Source organism: Embleya sp. NPDC059213 (assembly GCF_042754445.1).
Taxonomy (GTDB): domain Bacteria; phylum Actinomycetota; class Actinomycetes; order Streptomycetales; family Streptomycetaceae; genus Embleya.
In genome coordinates this window covers 35,996-52,987 of sequence record NZ_JBHZAV010000037.1, presented here as the reverse complement: position 1 = coordinate 52,987, position 16,992 = coordinate 35,996, and the positions used below count along the sequence as shown (strand labels likewise).

The window sequence follows — 16,992 nt, the reverse complement described above, 5'->3', positions numbered from 1 at the left end:
TCGGTGCGGGTCGGTGCGGAAGGCCCCGTTCGGGGGCGGGTTCGGGTGGTGGGCCCGGTCACGGGCTACTTCGCGGTTACGCGCTCGGCGAGGAAGTCCTCCCAGGTCCGGGTGCCGACGGTGGCGCCTTGCAGGGTCAGGTTCTCGCCGGCGCGGTAGGCCCGGCCGGCCTTTCCCGGGAAGCGCACCGGCATCATCGGCCGCCGCCGGCCGCGCGCCTGGAGGTAGGTCCGGCTCAGTTCGCGCATCCCGTACACCTTCGGCCCGGCCAGGTCCGCCACCAGGCCGGCCGGGTCCCCGAGGGTCAACTCCACCATCCGCGCGGCCACTTCGCGCACGTCGACCGGCTGGAGCCGAACCCCGCCCGGTACCGGGACGACCGGCAGCCTGGTCATCTTGTCCACGGCGGTCAGCATCAGGTCGTGGAACTGGGCGGCGCGCAGGGTGGTCCAGGGCAGGCCCGACTCGGCCACGGCCTGCTCGGCGGCGAACTTGGCCTTGAAGTAGCCGAGCGGAACGCGGTCGGCGCCGATCACCGAGATGTAGACGAGGTGTCGTACGTCGGCCGCCCTGGCGGCCCGGACCAGGTTGCGGGCGGCCTCGTCGTCGCCCTTGGGGCCGCCGGCCAGGTGCAGCACGGTGTGGATGCCGGCGACGGCGGCTTCGACGCCCTTGTTCTCGACCAGGTCGGCGGTCACGTACTCGACGCCTTCCTCGGCCGCGCCGCCGCTGCGGCTGAGCACCCGGACGCTGTGACCCGCGTCGCGCAGCAGCGGGACGACCAGGCGGCCGAGGGTGCCGGTACCGCCGGTGACCAGGATCGACTTCGTCATGACTGCTCCCGTTGTTCGGACCGGGGTTTCGGTTTCCGGTCTCGGCCGGGGCCCTCGCCGGGCTCCTGCTTCCCTGACGGACGAGCCGAAAAAAGTGTGACGGGCGGTGGGAGACATGGCCGGGTGTCCACAGGGTGTGCACGACGGCGGGTCCGGCGGCGGTGGGATCCGGAGAGAGGCGTCAACTCCCACGGGAAGTTGTCCACAGGCTGTGCACAACACCTGGGATTCGAGCGTGCCCCGAGCGGGCGGGGGCCGATACGGTCGTGGCCTCCGCCCGCCGGTGGCGGTGAGTGGGTCGGGGGTCAGCCGGCGATGGGTGTGTCGATCAGGCTGATCCACCAGGTGTCGCGGCCCGATGTGTGGCCGATCATCGCGTCCGCGAGGGTGCGGCGGGCGGCTTGTGGGGTGCGGCGCCACTCCGGGAATCGCCACATCCAGCGACGGATCTCGCCGAGGTTGTGGCCTTCGTGGTGGAGGACCGCACCGAGGTGGCCGACCTCCACCCAGCGTGGGCCGAGGGCCACCTGGCCCCAGTCCAGGACGGAGAGTCGGCCGTCGGGTCGGATGATCATGTTGGCCGAGGTCAGGTCGGTGTGCAGGAGGCGATTGCCGCACAGCGGGCCGCTCCGGGCGGGCGGGAGGTGTTCCCGGAGCCGGCCGACGAGGGTGGGCAGGCCGGCGCTGCGGCCGGGTCGGATCCGCCCGATGCGGTCCATGGCCCCGACGACCTGGGCCAGGTCGGGCGAGTCGAGGCACATCCGCACCGGCCGCCCCGCAACGTGCTCGAACACGAGGAAGCGCCACCCGTCGACCGCCCCGTGCTGCAACAGGCGCGGCGACAGGACACCGGTGACGGCGCTCGCGGCGATCTCACTGGTCTGCGCCCGAGCGGACAACGGCGCGGTGGCTTCTTCGGCGGCTTTGACGAACACGAGTCCGGTCGGGGTCGTGACGGTCGCCGCGAAGGAACTGGTGTGCGGCCCGACGACGGGCTCGACCGACTTGACGCCCCCAACTGCCTTGCCGACGAACTCACGTACGCGTACCGGGAGTTCACACCACGCATAACGCCGACTCACGACGCCCTCCGCACGGACTCCGCCGCACCCCGAGCCGGGACACCCGCCATGGGCAACCGAACCGTGCCCACGTCCCGCCCGAGCGCATCGACCCGCATCAACTCCCGGACGCAGCCGCTCAATTCGCTCTCCAGATCAAGCACCTCAAGATGCCCGATCGGACACAGATACGGCGACCGGCCGCCCTCACGCGGCTGCACAACGGCAACCCGCTCGGACGCCGCCGGCAACGCAACCACGGTCCCCTCCGGCAACTCGGCATGCCCGTCCACATGCCGCACCCGAGAACCCACAACCAGCCACGGCCGGCCGTCGGATCGATATTCTTGAATCTCCATCACTGCCTCACGGTGGATCGATGGAGACAGCGGCCGGGCTCACGCCTGGAATCGAGACGCCCGGCTGCTGTCGCTTGAAGAGGGCGGCAAAGTCCCCAGCCGCCCGCGTACTTGCCTCGCCGGCTATGAATCGCGCTCACGAGGCGCAAGGTTTGTAGGTCCCGCCTTGAGCGGCGGCACGTAGACGGACGCTGGAACACCTTCCGAAACCACGGTCTCGACACCGACGAGCCAGGCGCAACACCACCTGCCTGACACGCCCCTCGCAGCCGAAGGGCGCATCGCGCAGGATTCGACACCCACCTGAAGTCCCAAACAGCCTCCGGCTCCTCGCCTTTGGGGAAGTGGGAACGTCTTTCACCGGTCATGTAGTCGACAGAGCTCAGTCACACGGTCGGCCCTCCGTCCGGAGCACGAGCAGATGCGAGGAACAGAGACGAAGTCACCTTCCGTGGCCGTGCGATCACATTGACACGCAACACTTGTTCCGGCAATGTCGCATCAGAAAGTGCGTATTGAGAAGGGCGTCGAAGATGGAGCGCGTCATGGACGCGGCCGCAACGTTGCGAGCACTGCGCCGAGAGCGGGGCATGACTGTGGACGCCGTCGCCGCGCAGGCGGGGTGGGCCAAGTCGTCACAGTCAAGGCTGGAAACCGGTCACATGGCCATCGCGTGGAGCCACGTGGTCGCGCTTACCGGTCCACTCCAGTTGACGCCTGTGATGCTCGCGCGGTTGGCGCGAATGATCGGTGCCGAAGACACAAGCGGGCCACACGCATGGTGGACGCAGTATGAGTCCGTACTGAGCACACAGTACGAAGAGTTGATCCACCTCGAATCGCAAGCCTTGGGCATGGTTGCTGCATCCACCCTCGTGCCCGGCATCATGCAAGCCGAGGAATACGCCCGCGAAACCATCATGAGGTCTGCCTTCGTGCCCGACCCCGACGACGCCGAAGCTCTGTTGGCCGTGCGTTTGCGGCGCCAGGAAACCGTGAGCACCGGGCAAGCCCATCTCGCTGTAACGCTCTCGGAAGCCGCCCTGTGGAACGCCTTCTGCGGTCGGCTAGCCTTGCGCCGACAGTTGCGATATCTGCTCGAACTCGGCCAGTTGACGAACGTGAGCCTACGAATCGTGCCATACGACGCGCGCTCGCTGCCGTTCCTGGGGGCGGTCACGATTCTGGACCTGCCCGCGCCCTCGACCTCCGTCACACATGTGGAGTACGAAGCAGGTGCCCAACTCATAAGAGGTGAACGCGTCGTCAAGCGATACCGGCGTGATCTCGCGCTCTACCGGGACACTGCGGCTTCGGAAGATGTCTCGGAACAGATGATCCTTCAGAGAGTGGAATCACTATGACTTCTATCGACCAACACTCATGGCGCAAGGCCACCGGCTCTCAGGCACAGGAGGCATGTGTCGAGGTGGCGCCTCTGCCTACCACGACCGCTGTGCGCGACACCAAAGAACGAGCCCGCGGCCACCTCGAAATCGGCCCCAACGCGTGGACCGCGCTCGTGCGTGGGCTCAAGAACTGACCGACGGAAGATCGCGAACCTCGGAGCCTCGGCCCGGAAACTCGGGCGGTGCGTCCAGAGCGCCCATGTGGGGCACAACCATGGTGCAACAAGCGGGCATGCTGCGGGCAGGGGGCAACGGCCCGGAGGCGTAAAAGGTATGCGTGGAGCTGGTGGCAGTCCCACAAAGTCGCCTGTGCGCAACATCCCGGGAGGACACGGATATGACCGGCATCGACGCCGCACCGTGGCGAACTGCCAGCTACAGCATCGACAACAACGGGTGCGTCGAAGCGGCCCCCTGGCGACCAAAACCGGAGTCCGCGACACCAAGAACCGAGCGTGCGGCCACCTCGAAATCGGCCCCGCCGCGTGGACCGCGCTCGTGCGTGGGCTCAGGAACTGATCGGCACGAGATCGCGCGGTGCCCGGAGCCTCGGGGACGGGTAACTGCGCGGTATCTGAACGGGCTTGCTCAGGTGTCGAGCATCGTAATGGCGCTGCTCCACGGCTATCTGCTGCAGCGCGTCGCCTTCGGGCCCATCGACGCCGGCCCCTTCGCGCAAGCCGCCCGCACGCTGCTGTCCCTGCCCTGAGCATCCCCGCACCGAGGGGACGAGGATGGCAGCGTGCATCGGTCGCGGTCGGCGAGAGAACACATTTCGCCACGCATTGGCCTCGTCGAGGAATCGGATCGATCGTTCGCGCGGTGACGACCGTCCGAGACGACCGGCACCCGCACGGCCGCTCGGCGCCGACTCCATTCGGCGCGTGGAGCAATCCGCAGCGTCCGCTTCTTCCGGGGTCGGCCCTCGAGACGCAAGCGTCTACGTGGAGGCCGCAACTGCGCTGGTCACATCTCCAGGACCGTCTGGCGATCCAGACGACCCGACGAGTGTGCTCGCACGAGGTCGCCGACACTTGCGTGGCAATCCAGGCCCGCCTGCTCCAAGGGCACGCCCCCCGGGAGGGGCACGGCGCTCAATCCGAGTTCCCACACGTCTCCGTCGTCGCCGACCGACACTGCGACGACTGCCAACTTGCCGCCGAGCGGGAGTTGCGACATCACCCAGGCGAGGGAATCGGAACAGACGGCGCATACGACCAGGACGGGCCCTCCGTCGTAGGTGTCGTCATCGGAGATGCGACCGGCAAGAGCCACGGCCTTGGCCATCAAACGACGAGCGACCTCATGACGCTCACGTTCATGCTCGTCGGCGGCGATGTGGAGTTCCAGCGTCAGGCCGAGGTCCTGCCGTGGGAAGGCGAGAGCATAATCGATGGCGGCCATTTCTTCGCGGCTCGGCAATTCGATCGGATCGCCAAGGTCGATGGTGCGTAGCCATGTGTTGACTTCCGACCACAACCAGACGCGAGAACAGCCGACCACGCCATCGGGCGACGGGAACGGCTGTTTCGAATGGCGGGTGCCGTGCGTCCACTGGGTGACATTCTGGCGCGTTCGCTTGGTGCGTTCGGCGATGTCGGCAATTCCGACCAGATCGCGATCCAGGCGGATCACCCGCATGCCGGGCGCGACGGTAGCCGGCGCTGCGACGGCGGGGCCGCTCTGATCGCACCCGGCCCCTCGGCGCTCAGGGTGACGAAATGCCGGCCTGCGGTTCGAACCAGCATGGCGTCCAGAGAGTCCCCGTGAGGCGTCAGGCGGTGGGCGGTGGGGGTGCGAGGGCGGTGGCGACCTCTGTGGCGATCTCGATGGCTCTGGTCGTGAGTGGGGATTGGGTGCGGCCGGCCTGCCAGTGCAGGTAGATCTCGCGTGGCGGCACGGCGGGTCGTAGTTCGTGAATGCGCAGTCGGTCGTCGGATGCGACGTCGGCACCGCGGATGGCGAGCCACGGGAGTACCGCCGACCCCATGCCGGCGCGCACCATCGACAGCAGGGTGTCGTTGACCGCGCTGCGGAAGACGATCTGCGGACGGGCGCCGCTCCGGGCGATCGCCTGCTCCATTCGGGGCTGATCGCAGGTCAGCGGCCAGGCCACCAGCGGCACACCGTCGAGCCGGGCCGGCGAAACCGGGCCGTCCGGGAAGGTGCCGACGCCTGCCACCAGCAGGTACGGGTCGTCGAGCAGCTTGAGGTGTTCGGCGTCGCCGTCGATGCGGCCGTCGTAGAACAGCAGGTCGAGGTCACCGATCCGCGGCTGGTCCGGCTCGTCTTCGGACAACCGGATGTCGCAGCCGGGGTGCTCGTCGCGCAGTCGGCGGACCAGCGGCGGCAGGATCGCGTTGGACACGCTCTGGAACGTGCCGATCTCGATGCGGCCTTCCCCGGCCTGGAATCGGTCCACGGCGTGGGCCAACGCCTCGGCCCTGGCCAGCAGTTCGCGACCGTGGCCGAGGACCACGGAACCGAGTGGGGTGAGTCGTACCGGCTTGGGACCGCCCGGCCGGTCGAACACCAGGCCGCCGACGGCCCGTTCCAGCGCGGCGATCTGTTGGCTCACCGTCGACTGGGTGTACCCGAGACGGGTGGCGGCCCGGCCGAACGAGCCCTCCTCGGCAACGGCGGCCAACGCCGCCAGGTGGCGCAACTCGACGTCGGTCATGTCCGCCAATCTAGCGAGGAGCATCGCGATTCCCGATCGATCCGATCGAAAATCATCGCTTTTCACGATTGAGCCATCGACCCTAACGTTCCGGACATGACCTCTTCTCAAGCACACGGCGAGCAACTCCTCCACATCAACGGTGTCGAACTGTGCGTCGAGACCTTCGGAGACCGCACGGCCCCCGCGGTCGTACTGGTCGCCGGGTCGTCCGCCTCAATGTTGTGGTGGGACGCCGATCTGTGCGAACGCATCGCCGCCCACGGCCGGTTCGTGGTCCGCTACGACCACCGGGACACCGGCCGGTCGACCACCTACCCGCCGGGCCGACCCGCCTACTCGTTCACCGACTTGACCCTGGACGTGGTCGCGCTCCTGGACACCCTGGGCATCGAACGCGCCCACGTGGTCTGCCAATCGATGTTCGGCGGGGCCGGACTCATCCTCGGCGTGGACCATCCCGATCGGCTCGCGTCGCTGACCTTCCTCTCCTGCTCGACCGGCGCCGACGACCTGCCGCCGCCGTCCGCCGACCTGGCCATGCCGGCCGAGCCGGACACCTCCGACGCCGCCGCGCTCGCCGAATACGTGATCGCCGGCGCGCGGGCGTGCGCCGGCGGCTCGCCGTACTTCGACGAGACCGCGATGCGAGCACTGGCCGAACACGATGTGGCACGCACCAAGAACTACGCGTCGACGCTGGTCAACCACTACGCCATCGACCAGGACGGCCCGACCCGAGGCGGCTTCGGCGACATCGCGGCGCCGACGCTCGTGGTGCACGGCGATCACGACCCGCTGCTGCCGCTGCCGCACGGCGAGGCGCTGTGCGCGGCGATCCCCGGGGCAAAGTTGCTGGTCCTGGCGGGAGCCGGGCACGACCTGCCGAGGCCGGTGTGGGACGAATTCGTCTCGGCCCTGATCCGGCACACGCAAGGCGGCCGATCGTGAGCCGGTTGCGGTCGGCACTGTGGTTGCCGCTGTTCGACGACCTGGCCGACCCGAGGGTGGTGGCGGGGCTCGCCGCCGACGCGGAGGAGGCCGGGTGGGACGGCTGCTTCGTGTGGGACCACCTGTCCTGGCAGGCGCCGGTAAGCCGGGTCGCCGACCCGTGGATCGTGCTGGCGGCGATCGCGACCGCGACCGAGCGGCTGCGGCTCGGCCCGATGGTGTCGCCGCTCTCCCGCCGACGGCCGGCCAAGGTCGCCCGGGAGACGGCGACGCTGGATCGGCTCGGCGACGGCCGCCTCACCCTCGGCGTCGGCCTCGGCGGCGACCGGTTCGGCGGCGAGTTGTCCAAGACCGGCGAGCACCTCGACGACCGGCGGCGCGGGCGCATGCTCGACGAGTCGTTGGCGATCCTGGCCGCCGCCTGGTCCGGCGAGCCGGTGCGCCATCACGGCGAGCACTACACCGTCGACGACCTCACCTTCCTGCCCAGGCCGATCCAGCGGCCCGGCGTGCCGGTATGGGCCGCCGGATTCCCGGGCCGCCCCAGGCCGATCCGTCGGGCCGCCCGGCTCGACGGCTTCTTCCCGATCAACCTGGAACACCCGGACCGGCTCGCCGAGACGGTCGCCACCCTCACCGAACTACGCCGGGGCGAGATGGCCTCGTACGACATCGCCGTCGCGCTGCCGCCCGGTGTCGATCCCGAGCCGTACGCGCAGGCCGGCGCAACATGGTGGCTGCCGGAACTCGACCCGGGCGTACCGCTCGACACCGTGCGCGGTGTGCTCCGCGACGGCCCCGCACGGTAAGGAATCGATCGCCTTGTTCGACTACGACGCGGAACTCGCCCGGTACCACGAACACCTTTGGGAGGCCCTCGACGTCCGCCCCGGCGATCGTGTCCTCGACATCGGCTGCGGCACCGGCCAAATCACCCGCCGCGCCGCCCGAGCCGCTTCCCCGGGTACCGCGCTCGGCATCGACATCTCGGACCCGATGTTGACGCAGGCCCGCCGACAGGCCGAAACGGAAGGACTCGCCAACCTCGACCTCGTCCGGGCCGACGCCCAGACCCACCCCTTCCCGCCGGGGCAATTCACCGTAGCCGTCAGCCGATTCGGCACGATGTTCTTCGCCGACACCACCGCCGCGTTCGCCAACATCGCACGCGCCCTGCGCCCGGGCGCACTCTTCGCACAACTCGTCTGGCAGCCCCGCGACCACCAGCAGTGGGACACCGAGATCCGAGCGGCACTCGCGCCCGGCCGATCGGCGACCACCTCGACCGACAAAACCGAAGCCGCCTTCACCCTGGCCGATCCGGACGTCGCAACCAGCGCCCTGACCACGGCCGGCTTCACCACCGTGCGGGTCACCGACGTACGCGAACCCGTCTACTACGGCCCGGACGCCGACCACGCGCAAGCGGCCGTACTCCACCTGCAACCGGCCCGCGACCTGCTCGGCGGCCTGACCCCCGCCGCCACCGAACACGCACTCGCCCGCCTGCACACGATGCTCGCCACCCACACCACCGCCGCCGGCGTATGGCTCGACTCCCGCGCCTGGCTGATCACCGCCCGCCGACGTTGACGCCGGGGTTCACCCCTGGGCGGTGAGGTGTTCGGCGCGGCGGCGGTGGAAGGTGCGGCGGTAGGCGTCCGGGGGAACGCCCACGGTGCGGTTGAAGTGGCGGCGGAGGGTGGCTCCGGTGCCCATGCCGGTGGCCTCGGCGATGGCGTCGACGCTGTCGTCGGTGGTTTCCAGGAGTTCCTGGGCCCGGTGGATGCGCTGGGTCAGCAACCACTGCAGCGGGGTGGTGCCCGTCATCGATCGGAAGTGCCGGCCGAGGTGGCGTGAGCTCATGTTCGCCCGGCGGGCCAGGTCCTCCACCGTCAGCGGCCGGTCCAGCCGTCCGGTCGCCCACGCGAGCAGTTCGCCGAGTGGATGGTCGGGCTGTTCGGGCATCGGGGTGGCGACGAACTGGGCCTGCCCGCCCGCCCGGTGCGGCGGTACGACCAGCCTGCGGGCAACCGCGTTGGCCACCACCGAGCCGTGGTCGCGGCGGACCAGGTGCAGGCACAGATCCATCGCGGCGGCCTTGCCCGCCGAGGTGAGCACGCTGCCGTTGTCGACGTAGAGCACGTCCGGGTCGACCTCGACCCCGGGATGGCGCGCGGCCAGCACCTCGGTGTGCGCCCAGTGCGTGGTGGCCCGCCGCCCCTCCAACAGACCGGCCGCGGCCAGCACGAACGCGCCCGTGCACAGCGAGGCCACCCGCGCGCCCGCCTCGTGCGCGGCCCGCACGGCGTCGACCAGGTCCGCAGGCGGCTCCCGGTCGACATCGGCCCACCCGGGGACGATCACGGTGTCGGCCACGAGGAGCCGGTCGAGGCCACAATCGGGTTCGAGCAGGAAGCGCCCGTCGGCCCGCACGCTGCCCGCCCCGCAGATCTCGAGCCGGTACCAGTCCTCCACCGGAACCGGCGGCGCGGTGCCGAACAGCTCGCAGGCCAGGGCCAGTTCGAAGTGCAGGATCCCGTCGGCGACGGCTATCGCAACTGTGCTCACGTCCGGAATTGTATACATCATGTCGTTCCGGACGCTCGTCTCGGCGTCGACCCGGCCGCCACGATGTGCGGGTGGATCCTTCGGACCGGGAGAGAAGTCGCATGCGCGCTGTCAGTCAGGACGTTCTGGGCGGTCCCGAGGTGCTGAAGGTGATCGAACCGGAGCGCCCGACGCCCGGCCCGAGCGAGGTGCTGGTCGAGGTGCGCGCGGCAGGCGTCAACCCGACCGACTGGATCCACCGCGCCACGGGTCTGATCCTGGGCAGGCCACCGTTCGTACTCGGCTGGGAGGTGTCCGGTGTCGTGGCGGCGGTCGGCCTGGGAGTGACGATCCACCGGCCGGGCGACGAGGTGTTCGGCATGCTGAAGTACCCGTACGGAAACGGCGCGCACGCCGAGTACGTGGTCTCCGCGGCCCGCCACCTGGTGCGCAAGCCCACGAACATCGACCACGTGCAGGCCGCGGCACTGCCTCTGGCCGCGACCACCGCGTGGCAGGCCCTGGTGGACACGGCGGATCTGCGGGCCGGACAGCGGGTGTTGATCCACGCCGCGGCGGGCGGGGTCGGTCATCTGGCCGTACAGATCGCCAAGGCGCGCGGCGCCTACGTGATCGGCACCGCCCGCGCGGCCAAGCACGACTTCGTCCGCGAGTTGGGCGCCGACGAGATGATCGACTACCCGACGACCGACTTCGCCGCGGTCGTACGGGACGTGGACGTCGTCCTGGACGGCGTCGGCGGCGAATACGGCCCACGCTCGTTGCCGACCCTGCGCCGGGGCGGCATCCTCGTCTCGATCGTGAACCAGGTCGGAGACTTGGAGGTCGGGCGATACGGGGTCCGCGCCGCGGAGATGCTGGTCGAGGCCGACCACGCTGCCATGCGGCAGATCGCGGCCCTGGTCGAGACGGGGCGACTGCGGGCCGCGATCGACTCGGTGTTCCCCTTGGCGGACGCGGCCAAGGCACACGAACGCGGGGAAACCGGCCGGGTCACCGGCAAGATCGTCCTGACGGTCTGAACCGCAAGGGCCGGCCGGTGGCGCACATCACGACACGCACAACCGACCGGCCCCGCGCCCGCAACCGCCCGCTACCCGCGTCGGTACGGCGAACCCCGGTGCGGGCAGGGCCGATGCGGGCGGGCGGCCACGAAGCTCCGGCGGCCCGTACACACCGACGACGTCGACGCCGGCGGCCGATCCGGGGCGGTGAGCATCGGGTCCTGGCGCAGGATGGCCGCCTGGAGGTCACGCAGCCGCGGGCCCGGATCCAGACCCAACTCCTCCGCGCACAACCGCCGACCGGCCTCCAGCGCCGCCAACGCCTCCGCCTGCCGCCCCGATCGGTAGAGCGCCAGGGCGAGTTGCGCCCGGGGCCGCTCCCGCAGCGGATGCTCCCGGACCAGGGTCATCAGCTCCCCGATCACCGACGCGTGCGCACCGAGCGCGAGTCGGCACTCGGCCGCCTCCTCCGACAACGCGGTGTGCTCCTCGGCCAGTCGCGCCCGCTCGGCCTGCGCCACCTCGTGATCGCCCAACTCCGCGAACGCGTCCCCGATCCACAACGCCAATGCCGCACGCAACAATTCGTCCGCCCGGCCGTACGCGCCGGCGGCGCTCGCGGCCCGGCCCGCCTCGGCCAGCGCATGCCACCGCCCGGTGTCCAGCCGGCCGGCCGGCACCTCCAGGGCGTACGAGTCATCGCGCGTAGTCAAGACCCGATAGGGCGCCCGCCGCCCCGGCTCCAACACTCGGCGCAGGCCGGACAGATAGGCATGCAACGTCGATCGTGCGCCGGGCGGCGGGCGGCCGTTCCACAGCTCCTCGGCCAAGCGGTCCACCGGCACCGCGACCCCCGGCCGCAACAACAGCAGGGTCAACAGCTCGCGCTGCCGCCTCGGTCCGATGTTCAGCACACTTCCGTCGGGACCCAAAACCCGGGTCGGTCCCAACACTTGGAAGGACAAGCCCCCCGACTCATCGTTGCGCGGTGGCTCCCCAACCTGCCCGCGCGACGGAATCCCCCTCGTCATATGGAAAGTGACGACACATCACCAGATGGGGTTCCGCTCCGCCGCGCAGTCGAGGGACCCTCAGGCTCTCCCGTCCCGCCGCCCGGCTTCCCGGGAAGGCGCGGGCCCGGCTCCCGGGAAGGCCCGGAGGCGGGCTCCCGTAAGGCCCGGGCCCGGAAAATAATCCCTTGTCCCGCCCGATGGACCGACATACATTGAGCCCCGCGAATCGCGGCGTGTAGCTCAGCAGAAGAGCACCGGGCTTGATACCCGGAGGGCGCGGGGGCAGGACCCGCCATGCCGGCCATGGATCAAACGAACAAGCCCGACGCCGTGCGCGTCGGCGAAGCGTATCCGCAGCTCCGATCCGCCCGTGCACTGCACACGGCCCTGACCCACGAGGATCCCGACACCCGGGCCGGCGCGGCCGAGCGCCTACGGCGTTGGCAGGACGTGGTTCGCGGCATGCGCGACGGCGTGCTGGACATCGGCTCGCGCAGGCCCGTGCGCGAGTTCCCCGAATGGGTCACCCCGGAAGTGGTCCGGGGCGGCTTCGCCACCGGACACCCGGCCGCCGGCGGCGAGTTGCGGCCGCACGAGATCGACCTCGCGGGGCGGATCGGGCTGCCCGCCGAGCGCGGCGCGCTGTTCGCGCACCACCTCTCCGTGGCGGGCCTGGCCGAATTGACCGCGCTGTTGGAAAGCGGCACCTACGACGCGGAGTTGCCGGAGGAGACGGCGCTGCTCGTGGTCGCCTGGCTGCTCCGGACCGGCGACACCGACGGCGCGCTCGAACTGGTCGAGGCCATCGCGCCGTTCGCCGATCGACTGCGGTTCGCGCCCAGGCCCACGGCCGCGCCCGTGCCCGATCCGTCCGACACCTTCCGCACCAGCGTCGGCGAGGCGCACGCGCGGATCGCCGCCCGCCCGCCGAACCCGGCCGTGGCCGCCATGCGCGAGGCCCTGACCGTCTGGAACCCCTACGCCGACGCGCTCCTGGCGCACTGGCTGGAGACCGTCGAGGCCGGTCGCGTCTTGGCTCGCACTCCGGACACCCGCTGGGCCGAGCGCGGCCACGCCCTCCTGGCCCGCCATCGCGTACTGGCCGCCGAGCATCCGCTGTGCACCAAGCACCGCCGGCCCAAGGAGAACGCGGCGATCCTGCGCACCGCACTCGCCGACCACCTCGCCGGCCGCGCACTCGACGCCCGGCGCCTGGGCCTGCTCGCCCGGGCGATCGAGGCGATGGTGACCCGACGTGGCGCTCCCGCCGGCGCCGCCCACGAGGCGCTGCGGGCCCGGCAGACGGCCGAGGCGGCCCTACCCACCCAACACGCCCTGGCGGCGGTGGTGCTGCGCCGGCTGGCCGAGCGTCCCCAGGACATCGGCACCGAGGACGTCGACGCGCTGACCGCCCCGGTGGACCCGATCGAGGCGTCGACCACGGGTCTGCCCGCCGGAACGGCGATTCCGCCGGCGATCCGGCGCATCCTGGAGGGCACGCTGAGCGCCCCGATCGACACGCTGATCGAACGCGGTCTGGTGCCGTCCGCCGAGGTCCTGGCCGAGTTGGTACCGCAGTTGGTCGCCGCGAGCAGCACGCGGGCGTACCCGGACGACGCCCTGCGCACGCTGATGGCGGCGCATCACCGGGCGTTCGGTCGGCGTCGTTCGTTGTTGCTGCTGGACCTGGCCCACCAGGTGCGCGCCGAGGAATTGCCCTGGGTCGCGGCGGTGGCCCGGTACCGGGACGGCGCCGCCGCCGAGGGCCGGGGCGCCGCCCGGCGCACCCTCGTGCACCTGGGGGAGTTGGCCGTGCACGGCTTTCCCGGGACGATCCTGCCCAATCCGCTGGTGGGCGAGCTGTCCACGCTGAGCCGGGCGGCCGAGACCGGGCTGCCGTGGGTCGAGGAACTGGCCGCGGACATCTTCACCGGCCGCTTCGCACCGAAGTTCCTCGCCGCGGCGAAGATCGCCGCGGAGCTCTTGGCGGGGAGCCTGTACGAGGTCTACTACGACATCGACTACGCGGCGATCGCTGAGCTGGGCGACGTGGCCGCGACCCGGATCGCACCCGCGCGGACCGCCGCGGAGCGCTTCGCCCTGCTGTGTCGCGAGCGGGCCGACGTGCCTGCCGGCGGACGACGATCGCCGGCCGCCAACGGCATGGTGATCGAGCAGGCGCAGATCCTGACCACGCACAACCTGGCCACGCTGGCCGGACCCGTCGGGATCACGCCGCGGGCCGGGTGGGCCGAGGCGGCGCACCGCGCGTTCGTCACGGTGTGCCGACTGACCGAGCACGCCGAGTGGCAGATGCGGCCGTTGGCCACCATCAAGGACGCCGCGTACGCGTGGCGCCAGGTGGTGTTCCACCTCTCGATGCTCGACGAGGACGCGGAAATCCGGGCGCTGGCCCGGCTCGACGAGGAGATCGCGCTCTGGGGCGGCCCGGTGGCCGGCCGACTGGCTCCCGTGGTGTTCGGCCTGCGCGCCATCGCCGAGGGCGACCGCTTCGACCGGTACGAGGCGGTCGGCGGCGGGCGAGGCCGCCGCCTCACCGGCTGGACGACCGGCGGGCACTTCCTGCGCGGCTGAGGCGGTCGCGGTGCGGGCCGCACACGTGTCCGCGCCACACAGGTCTGGGGCACACGGGTCCGCCTGCCGGCAACCCCCGTTCGCCGCGCCCGCCGTGTCGGTGCCCACCCGTACGATCTTTGGTCCGGTCGTGTCCGTCCCCGCCCACGCGCGATCGTTCCGGGCCCGTCGAGGCCCGCCGTCGACCAGCTACGGAGCCGCATGATCAACGACATCGTCATCACCGGCGCGCGCGAGAACAACCTCAAGGACGTCTCGCTGCGCATCCCGAAGGACCGGATCGTCGTCTTCACCGGTCCGTCCGGGTCCGGCAAATCGTCGATCGTCTTCGACACCGTCGCGGTCGAATCGAAGCGGCAACTCAACGAGACCTTCTCCGCGTTCGAGCGCAAGTTCCTCCCGCGCCACGAACGCCCGCACGCCGACGCGATCGAGAACGTGTCGCCGGCCATCGTGGTGGACCAGAAGCCGATCGGGTCCAACTCCCGCTCGACGGTCGGCACGATGACCGACATCAATCCGCTCCTGCGGGTGCTGTTCTCCCGCATCGCCCAACCCTCGGCGGGCACCCCCGGGGCGTACTCGTTCAACGACCCGAGCGGCATGTGCACCACCTGTGACGGCATCGGCCGGACCGTCCGGGCCGACCACTCCCGCCTGTTGGACCGCTCCCGATCGCTCAACGACGGCGCGTTCGTGCTCGGTCTGCTCGCGGTCGGGATCTACCAGGCGTCCGGACTCTTCGACAACGACAAGCCGATCGCCGACTACACCGATGCCGAGTTCGCCCTGCTCACCCGAGGCGACCCGGACCGGGTGATCAAGTTCAAGTGGGTCACCCCGGACGGCACGGCCAACGTCACCTTCGAGGGCCTGTACACCCGCTTCGACCGGCTCTACGTCAACCGCGACGTGTCCACGCTCGGCGCCAAGACCCGGGAGGCGGTCGAGGCGTTCCTGACCGAGGGCCCCTGCCCGGACTGCGCCGGCGCCCGGCTCAACCCGGCCGTGCTCGCCGCACGGATCGACGGGCGCAACATCGCGGACCACTGCGCGCTCGAAGTCGGCGATCTGATCGAGGTGTTGGCCGGGATCGACGACCCGATCGGCGGCCCGGTGGCCAAGGCCGCCTCGGCCGCACTGCGGCGGATCGTAGGCATCGGTCTGTCCTACCTCAGCCTGGACCGGGAGACCTCCACGCTCTCCGGCGGCGAGGGACAGCGGCTCAAGATGGTCCGCCACCTCGGCTCCAGCCTCACCGGCATGACCTACATCTTCGACGAGCCCAGCGTCGGCCTGCATCCGCGCGACGTGCACCGACTCAACGAACTCCTGGTCGCGCTTCGGGACAAGGGCAACAGCGTGCTCGTGGTCGAGCACGACCCGGACGTGATCGCGGTCGCCGACCACGTGATCGACATGGGCCCGCAGGCCGGGTCGCACGGCGGCGAACTCGTCTTCGCGGGCACCGTCAAGGAATTGATCGACTCGGACACGCTCACCGGCCGCTTCCTGAATCGGGGCACGGTGGTCAAGACCGACTACCGCACCCCCACCGGGCACATCCCGGTGCGCGGCGCGAGCCTGCACAACCTCAAGCACGTCGACGTGGACATCCCGACCGGGGTGCTGACCGTGTTCACCGGCGTCGCGGGTTCCGGCAAGAGCACCCTGGTGTCCGAGGTGTTCACCGGCGCGCACCCGGACACGATCGTCATCGACCAGGCTGCCATCGTGGCCAACTCCCGTTCCACGCCCGCCAGTCACCTCGGCATCATGGACCCGATCCGGGCCCTGTTCGCCAAGGCGAGCGGCGAGCGGCCGGGCCTGTTCAGCTTCAACTCGGCCGGCGCCTGCCCGGCCTGCCAGGGACGCGGCTCGATCACCGTGGAGATGGCCTTCATGGATCCGGTGACCACGATCTGCGAGCGCTGCGAGGGGCGGCGCTTCGACGACAAGGTGCTGGGACATCCGCTGCGCGGCAAGTCGATCATCGACGTATTGGCCCTCACCGTCGAGGACGCGCACGAGTTCTTCACCGAGAAGCGCATCCGGCCGCACCTGGCCGCGCTCGCCGAGGTCGGTCTGGGCTACGTCACACTGGGCCAGCCGCTCGGCACGCTCTCCGGCGGCGAACGGCAACGGCTGAAGCTGGCGGGCGAGTTGCACAAGACCGGCAGCGTCTACGTGCTCGACGAACCGACCACGGGACTGCACATGTCCGACGTGGACACCGTGATCGCGCTGATGGACCGGCTGGTCGACGGCGGCAACACGCTCCTGGTGATCGAGCACAACCTGGACGTGGTCGGTCGCGCCGACTGGGTGATCGACCTGGGTCCGGACGGCGGCAAGCACGGCGGCACGGTGGTCTTCGAGGGCACGCCCGAGCAACTCCTGGCCGCGGAACACTCGTTGACCGGCGAATACCTGCGTCGCAACCTCGACCGGGACGCGAACCGGCGGTAGAGCCGAGACGGGGTGGGGCGTGCGGCCGACCGCCGCCCCACCCCCCA

Annotated in this window: 15 protein-coding genes and 1 tRNA gene; 10 read left to right on the top strand and 6 right to left on the bottom strand. The window is 70.5% G+C overall.

Features of this window, described 5'->3' with window-relative positions:
- Positions 1-65 precede the first annotated feature (65 nt).
- Positions 66-833, bottom strand: a complete 768-nt coding sequence (locus ACFXMF_RS16540) for an NAD(P)H-binding protein (protein ID WP_360318213.1) — start codon at positions 831-833, stop codon at positions 66-68.
- A gap of 305 nt (positions 834-1,138) precedes the next feature.
- Positions 1,139-1,915, bottom strand: a complete 777-nt coding sequence (locus ACFXMF_RS16535; protein ID WP_379988471.1) for a phosphotransferase — start codon at positions 1,913-1,915, stop codon at positions 1,139-1,141.
- 883 nt (positions 1,916-2,798) lie between these two features.
- Here ACFXMF_RS16535 and ACFXMF_RS16530 point away from each other — a divergent pair.
- The 3 genes from ACFXMF_RS16530 to ACFXMF_RS16520 all read left to right on the top strand — a co-directional run bounded on the left by ACFXMF_RS16530 (position 2,799) and on the right by ACFXMF_RS16520 (position 4,181).
- The gene (locus ACFXMF_RS16530; protein WP_360318219.1) at positions 2,799-3,617 is read left to right on the top strand and encodes a helix-turn-helix transcriptional regulator; all 819 of its coding nucleotides are present in this window, start codon (positions 2,799-2,801) and stop codon (positions 3,615-3,617) included.
- Complete coding sequence (locus ACFXMF_RS16525; RefSeq protein ID WP_360318222.1) at positions 3,614-3,796, top strand: DUF397 domain-containing protein; 183 nt, start codon at positions 3,614-3,616, stop codon at positions 3,794-3,796. The genes ACFXMF_RS16530 and ACFXMF_RS16525 overlap by 4 nt, the downstream gene beginning before the upstream one ends.
- 139 nt (positions 3,797-3,935) lie before the next feature.
- Positions 3,936-4,181, top strand: coding sequence for a DUF397 domain-containing protein (locus ACFXMF_RS16520; protein WP_379988470.1), 246 nt, complete (start codon positions 3,936-3,938; stop codon positions 4,179-4,181).
- Positions 4,182-4,628: 447 nt separating this feature from the next.
- Here ACFXMF_RS16520 and ACFXMF_RS16515 read toward each other — a convergent pair whose 3' ends face one another.
- Positions 4,629-5,303, bottom strand: coding sequence for a hypothetical protein (locus ACFXMF_RS16515; protein WP_379988469.1), 675 nt, complete (start codon positions 5,301-5,303; stop codon positions 4,629-4,631).
- Between the two features lie 133 nt (positions 5,304-5,436).
- Positions 5,437-6,342 (bottom strand): LysR family transcriptional regulator, encoded by a 906-nt coding sequence (locus ACFXMF_RS16510; protein ID WP_379988467.1) that lies wholly within the window; start codon positions 6,340-6,342, stop codon positions 5,437-5,439.
- Positions 6,343-6,438: 96 nt separating this feature from the next.
- On the opposite strand from ACFXMF_RS16510, the gene ACFXMF_RS16505 reads away from it, so the two are divergent.
- Genes ACFXMF_RS16505 through ACFXMF_RS16495 form a run of 3 tightly spaced genes read left to right on the top strand, consistent with a single transcriptional unit; the run spans position 6,439 to position 8,886 of the window.
- Positions 6,439-7,293 (top strand): alpha/beta fold hydrolase, encoded by an 855-nt coding sequence (locus tag ACFXMF_RS16505; protein WP_360318234.1) that lies wholly within the window; start codon positions 6,439-6,441, stop codon positions 7,291-7,293.
- A complete protein-coding gene (locus tag ACFXMF_RS16500) occupies positions 7,290-8,102 on the top strand; it encodes an LLM class flavin-dependent oxidoreductase (protein ID WP_379988466.1) in 813 nt (270 codons plus the stop codon). Before ACFXMF_RS16505 ends, ACFXMF_RS16500 begins: the two co-directional genes overlap by 4 nt.
- 13 nt (positions 8,103-8,115) lie before the next feature.
- The gene (locus ACFXMF_RS16495; RefSeq protein ID WP_379988465.1) at positions 8,116-8,886 is read left to right on the top strand and encodes a class I SAM-dependent methyltransferase; all 771 of its coding nucleotides are present in this window, start codon (positions 8,116-8,118) and stop codon (positions 8,884-8,886) included.
- Positions 8,887-8,895: 9 nt separating this feature from the next.
- Here ACFXMF_RS16495 and ACFXMF_RS16490 read toward each other — a convergent pair whose 3' ends face one another.
- On the bottom strand, positions 8,896-9,864 hold the full coding sequence (locus ACFXMF_RS16490) for a helix-turn-helix domain-containing protein (RefSeq protein WP_379988464.1): 969 nt from the start codon (positions 9,862-9,864) through the stop codon (positions 8,896-8,898).
- Between the two features lie 101 nt (positions 9,865-9,965).
- Between ACFXMF_RS16490 and ACFXMF_RS16485 the strand changes: the two genes are divergently transcribed.
- A complete protein-coding gene (locus ACFXMF_RS16485; protein ID WP_360318246.1) occupies positions 9,966-10,886 on the top strand; it encodes an NADP-dependent oxidoreductase in 921 nt (306 codons plus the stop codon).
- Positions 10,887-10,957: 71 nt separating this feature from the next.
- Here ACFXMF_RS16485 and ACFXMF_RS16480 read toward each other — a convergent pair whose 3' ends face one another.
- Positions 10,958-11,782, bottom strand: coding sequence for an AfsR/SARP family transcriptional regulator (locus tag ACFXMF_RS16480; RefSeq protein WP_360318248.1), 825 nt, complete (start codon positions 11,780-11,782; stop codon positions 10,958-10,960).
- A 328-nt stretch (positions 11,783-12,110) separates the two neighbouring features.
- Here ACFXMF_RS16480 and ACFXMF_RS16475 point away from each other — a divergent pair.
- From ACFXMF_RS16475 to ACFXMF_RS16465, 3 genes are all read left to right on the top strand, one after another.
- Positions 12,111-12,185, top strand: a tRNA-Ser gene (locus ACFXMF_RS16475).
- Positions 12,185-14,476, top strand: coding sequence for a hypothetical protein (locus ACFXMF_RS16470; RefSeq protein ID WP_379988462.1), 2,292 nt, complete (start codon positions 12,185-12,187; stop codon positions 14,474-14,476). The genes ACFXMF_RS16475 and ACFXMF_RS16470 overlap by 1 nt, the downstream gene beginning before the upstream one ends.
- 201 nt (positions 14,477-14,677) lie before the next feature.
- Positions 14,678-16,945 (top strand): ATP-binding cassette domain-containing protein, encoded by a 2,268-nt coding sequence (locus tag ACFXMF_RS16465; protein WP_379988461.1) that lies wholly within the window; start codon positions 14,678-14,680, stop codon positions 16,943-16,945.
- Positions 16,946-16,992 lie beyond the last annotated feature (47 nt).